The sequence below is a fragment of the Chryseobacterium sp. sg2396 genome, from assembly GCF_042610505.1.
GTDB lineage: Bacteria > Bacteroidota > Bacteroidia > Flavobacteriales > Weeksellaceae > Chryseobacterium.
The window spans coordinates 1-5,619 of record NZ_JBHGAQ010000039.1 but is presented as its reverse complement, the minus strand read 5'-3'; the positions used below and the strand labels follow the sequence as shown (position 1 = coordinate 5,619).

Annotated in this window: 3 protein-coding genes; all 3 read left to right on the top strand. The window is 46.1% G+C overall.

Translation table 11 applies throughout. From position 1 onward, the window contains the following. On the top strand, positions 1 to 351 hold a 351-nt coding region (locus ACED20_RS20890), incomplete at its 5' end, for a T9SS type A sorting domain-containing protein (protein WP_378106659.1). Between the two features lie 8 nt (positions 352 to 359). After that, entirely contained in the window at positions 360 to 3,158 is a 2,799-nt protein-coding gene (locus ACED20_RS20885; protein WP_378106657.1) for a hypothetical protein, read from the top strand. A 5-nt stretch (positions 3,159 to 3,163) separates the two neighbouring features. Then, positions 3,164 to 5,619: DUF6443 domain-containing protein (locus ACED20_RS20880; RefSeq protein ID WP_378106655.1), on the top strand; the 2,456-nt coding region annotated here is incomplete at its 3' end.

Here is a 5,619-nt window from a genome sequence, read left to right as displayed (position 1 = left end):
ATCATCCTGGCCGGAACCAGCGCCGAAGAACTGGGAAAAGAAAACTGGAAGATCGTTAAGCTGGGTGATAAGCAGGTTGACCTGCTGATCGAGAAGCAGGATATTAAGATCTATCCGAACCCGGTGAGTGATTATGCGTATGTGGAACTTGGGTTCCCTTCGACAGGCTCAGGGACCGACTTTTCCGCAGAGATTACGGTGTATGACATGGGCGGAAGGCAGCTTCAGAGCATCAAAACAAAAAATAAAGTAACTAAAATCAACACGCAGCCGCTGATTCAGGGGGCTTACCTGGTGTCTGTGAAAATGGATAGTGGGAAAACGGCGAGTGCGAAACTGATTAAAAAATAATATAAACCATGAAAAAAATAACGATAAGCGTGCTTTTGTGTGCGGTAATGCTGGGAACGGTGCGTCTTTCCGGACAGGAAAAAGTAGAGCTCCAGAAATATGATTATGTGACCAATGGGGACACCAATCTGTACCAGGGAATTCCAAACATCGGTTTTCCACTGTTCAACGTTGAGGTTCCTACTACCGGTATCAGTATTAATTTATCTGTAAATTACAGTACGGAAAGTTTATCCGGCTACAGCCTGATCAGTGATGTGGGCAAGGGATGGAATTTTTCGACTGTAGGAAGTGTAGTAAGAAGTAAAACATTGAGGGTAGAAGATTATACTACTTCAGTCAATAATACCACTGCGGACTCCGATGTCTACTACTATAATTATCCGGGGGGAAGCGGAAAATTCTATATCGGGATGGATTCTGTAAGCCATGAGCTGATGGGAGTACATACCTCGCCATCCAATGATAAGATCATTGTTACTAAAGATCCCGCTAAGGCGGGCAAAGTGACTTCTTTTACTATAATTGATACAAAAGGAAACCGCTATCTTTTTGATAAGAACAATATCAATACTTATGAAAGTGGATTTATTAATAATAGGACAAAACAATTGATTAACAGCGGATTTTTTCTCTCTAAAATATTGAATAATAAAAATGAAGAAGTGGCCAATATAGAATATGAAACCACAACTGAATTGGTTAATCAATTTGTGGGGTCCGTACAGCAGCAGAAAATTAAAAAAATTAATGTTAACGGAATTGGAAGCATAGAATATATATATAGGTACAACAATCAGCCGCATCTACTGGTAAGTCAGTGGATCAGGGATTGGTATGTGATTGAGAAAGTTGTCCTGAAAGATACCCGTAACCAAATTATCAATCAATATTTTTTCGACAATCTGGATAACGGCTATTTCCGCGAGCTCATTAATCTGGACAAAAATGGCAATCAGATCCAGAAATTTGCTTTTGAATACAATAACGAGTTTTCTACAGGAGGAAGAATGGATGCTTTCGGTTATCCTAATGCATTTAACGGTTGCGATATGGACAGTGGTATTTTACCTTCTGTACAGGGTACCAATCCGGCTACATCTTTCTATGGTTCTCTGGAACGGATTATTCTTCCTACAGGCGGAAAAATCGAGTATGAATTTGAATCGAATTCTTATTTTAAGGAAGAAACCTGTGGTTATAATGAATTCTGCTACTACGACTATTACGATTTCGATAAAATATATACTTTAAATTTTGACACAAAGTACGGGGGCTATCCTACCACTTATACCATACCGGATATGTACAATGCAGGACAGATCTTTGTAAAGTATCAATACATGTGGTATGCAAGCCCTCCTGCAAAGCCGGGTGTATCAAATGATGTCAACTTATATATTAACAATGAAGAAGGACAGCCATACTATGATCTGGCCTATGATATTCCTTCGCCTTGTCCGGAAATAACCGTTTTTAAGCCTGGATCTACGTTGAATTTCGGGTTCGGAGGCTACCGTCAGGCACACGGTACCGTGGAAATCTATGCTGCAAAAAAAGCGAGAAGGGATCAGAATACCTATGGATACGGGCTTAGGATTAAAAGCATTAAAAACTTCAATCCGGGATCTGCGACACCGGTTACTTATCTTAAATACGATTACAACAAGTTCGATAATTCTTTAATGACCAGCGGAGAAATTCTTGATGTTTCAGCGGATCTGGATTTTAACAGCGGCAGGGAAGAAAATAAGCCGATCGGTTATAACAATATCAAAGTAACCAACATGATCGACGGCAGCTATTCCAAATATTATTATACGCCGACATTTGAAATTAATCTGGGATTTAACCCTTCATTCAGCGGCTCTGCGAAAGATATGGCAAATTACATCAAGGCGATGGGGGTCCTTCAGAAAAAAGAAGACTTTAGCGCCACAGGCCAGCCTTTGCAGAAAACGGAAGCCGGATATCAGTTCAGGGAGGTGCTGCTGCCCAATGTCGCAAACGGCAACAATCCCGTAAAAAAGATCAATATCTCCAGACAAACCTCCGTCACGGAAACCTATATTTCGGGCACCAGTAAGAAACTGGTGAGCAGCTCCGAAACGAATATGGAGGATAAGTATGGCAATGTTTCCTCTACCAGGGAAACCCTGGCAGATGGTACCGTACTGGAAAAAACGTTCCTGTATCCCGAAGATAAAGGGGTGCAGAAGCTGCTCAGTGCCAATATGGTGAACATTCCGCTGGAAACTTCTACCAAAAAGAACGGCAAGCCGGTCGGGAAGGCAGAAACTAAGTTTGATGATCCGAACCATCTGTATCCGACTTCCGTGATTTCCTATAATATGCAGACCCAGGCACCCGTTACCGCCTCCACGCTGGATGTCTACGACAGCAAAGGCAACCTGGTACAGACCACGGGCAAAAACGGGATCCCGGTAACGACCATCTGGGGCTATTACCAGACCAAGCCGATTGCCGTGATCGCCGGGGCATCCTATGCACAGGTCGCTTCGCTTGCTACGATAACGGCCGCCATTGCGGCTTCCAATGCCGACCGAGACGACCCGTCGCAGGAACCCCAGTTGCTGACGGCTTTGGAAAACCTGCGTAAGGATCCTGTCCTGCAAAGCTATACGGTAACCTGCACGACTTATGACCCGATGATCGGGATAACCAATTCGATTTCGGCCAACGGCATCCGGACCATTAATGTTTATGATGCGGCCAACAGGCTGCTGAAAGTAACCGATGCTGCAGGAAAAACCATCCAGGAATACCAATACCACTATAAAAACTGATAATCATGATGAAACATTTGATAAAACGGAAAGAAAAAGCAGTGATGAAGTACGCTTCGCTGCTGATGCTTCTTTTTTCAGGCGCCGCCCTGGCGCAGACCAATTTAAGTACGGATAAGAACTTCATTTATACCAAAAACTGTCTGGATGCAGACTGTGTAAAGAAATCTGAATCCGTGCAGTATTTCGACGGGCTGGGCCGGCCGGTACAGTCGGTAGCAATAAAGGCAACTCCGCTGGGAAGGGATGTGGTGACGCCTGTGGAATACAACCCGTTGGGCAAACAGGTGAAAGATTACCTGCCGATCCCGCAGTCGGGAACGACCAACGGGGCTTTCTACGATTCCCCTTTCGACGGTGTTCCGGCAGCTTACGGAACCGAAAGGATTTACTCCGAAAAGATCTATGACAACGTCTATACCGACCGGATCAAGCAGGTGGTTTCCGTAGGAACCGCCTGGACCCAGAAGCCGGTCAGCCTGGGTTACGATACCAATATGGATGGCGAGGTAAAAAAATACGTCATCACCACAACCTGGACGGAAGGGAGAACCGATTCCCAGATTACCGTAGGAACCCCGTATGCAGCCAACCAGCTGATGAAATCCTCGGTCACCGATGAGGATGGCAATACCACCGTGGAATTTAAAAACGGGGAAGGACAGACGATCCTGATACGGAAGAACGACGGTGCCCAGGATGTGGATACCTATTACCTCTACAATGAGTACGGCCAACTGGCGTACGTCATCCCGCCACTTGCCGCGAATAAAACCCTCGACCCGGTGACTTTAGATAAGCTCTGCTACCAGTACCGCTACGACGGGATGGGAAAGATGGTGGAGAAAAAAGTACCGGGCAAAGGCTGGGAATATGTGATCTACGATAAGCAGGACCGGGCGATCATGACCCAGCATGCGGGACTGAGGACCGTTAAGAACTCTTTCTCAGCGCAGGGCTGGATGTTCACCAAATACGACCGCTTCGGAAGAGTGGTGTATACCGGTTTTTTCCCTTCCACGGCTTCCCGGGCTTCGCTTCAGGGGGATGTGGATGCACTTTCTTCCAATCCGGCGAACAATGAAGCGAGGTCTTCCTCTTCTTTTTCTTCCGACGGGATGGACATCTTTTATACGCAGAACGCGTTTCCTGCGGCTAACATCAAGGTGCTGAGCGTGAATTATTACGATACCTATCCTGTCTACAGCTTTAACCCGGCATTCCCGGCAACGGTGATGGGGCAGGACGTAATCACCGATTCCCAGAATGCCGCCATCAGCACCAGGGCACTGCCAACTGTAAGCCTGGTAAGAAACATTGAAGACAGTAACTGGACCAAAAGCTACGTATATTATGATACCAAGGCGCGGGCGGTTTCCACCTATTCGATCAACCACCTGGGCGGTTATTCCCGGACGGAATCGGAACTGGATTTTGTCGGCGTGGTGAAGCAGACCAAAGTGTACCACAAGCGGCAGAGCGGCGATACCGAAAAAGCGATTGCCCAGGCGTTTGAGTATGATGCGCAGAACCGACTGAAAAAGCAGTGGCACCAGGTAAACGGCGGTACGCAGGAGCTGCTGTCCGAAAATTCCTACAACGAGCTCTCGCAGCTGACGAATAAAAAGGTGGGCAACAACCTGCAGAGCATCGATTATACTTACAACATCCGGGGCTCGGTAACCAAAGTAAACGACCCTTCCAGCCTGGGGACAAAGCTCTTCGGATATGAGCTGAAATACTTCAACCCGGAGAATGCGGCCGGATCTTCCGGAAAGTACAACGGGAACATTTCGGAAGTGACGTGGATGACGGCTACCGACGGGGTAAAGCGAAGATACAATTACCGGTACGATGCCCTGAACAGGCTGACGAAAGGCTTGTACTCCGAACCGGAAACCACCACCCCGAAAGACGATTTCTACAACGAATCGGTCACGTATGACATAAACTCCAATATCCTCTCCCTGCAGCGGAACGGGAAGAATGCCTTGGGCCTGAAAGGAACCATCGACAATCTGGCCTACACGTATGAAGGCAACAAATTGACCTCGGTAACGGATGATTCCCAGGATTATGCGGGGTATCCCGACGTATCGGGAAATACGATTTCCTATGATGACAACGGGAATATGACGGATCATGCCGATAAAGGCATCCTTCAGATCGATTATAATTTCCTGAATCTTCCGACCTATATTAAATTCAACCAGACGGCAGGGCGGATTACCAAAAGATTTGTCAATACCACTTTTCTTTACAGGGCGGACGGGGTAAAGCTTAATAAGATCCATAATTATAAAGCAACTCCTAACGCTACGGTATTAAACTGGACCAGGACGGACTATATGGATGGCTTCCAGTATGAAACATCTTCTACCCCTACTACCGGGACGGCAGTATTAAAATTTGTACCCACCGCAGAAGGCTATTATGATTTTGAAAAAAATAAGTATATTTA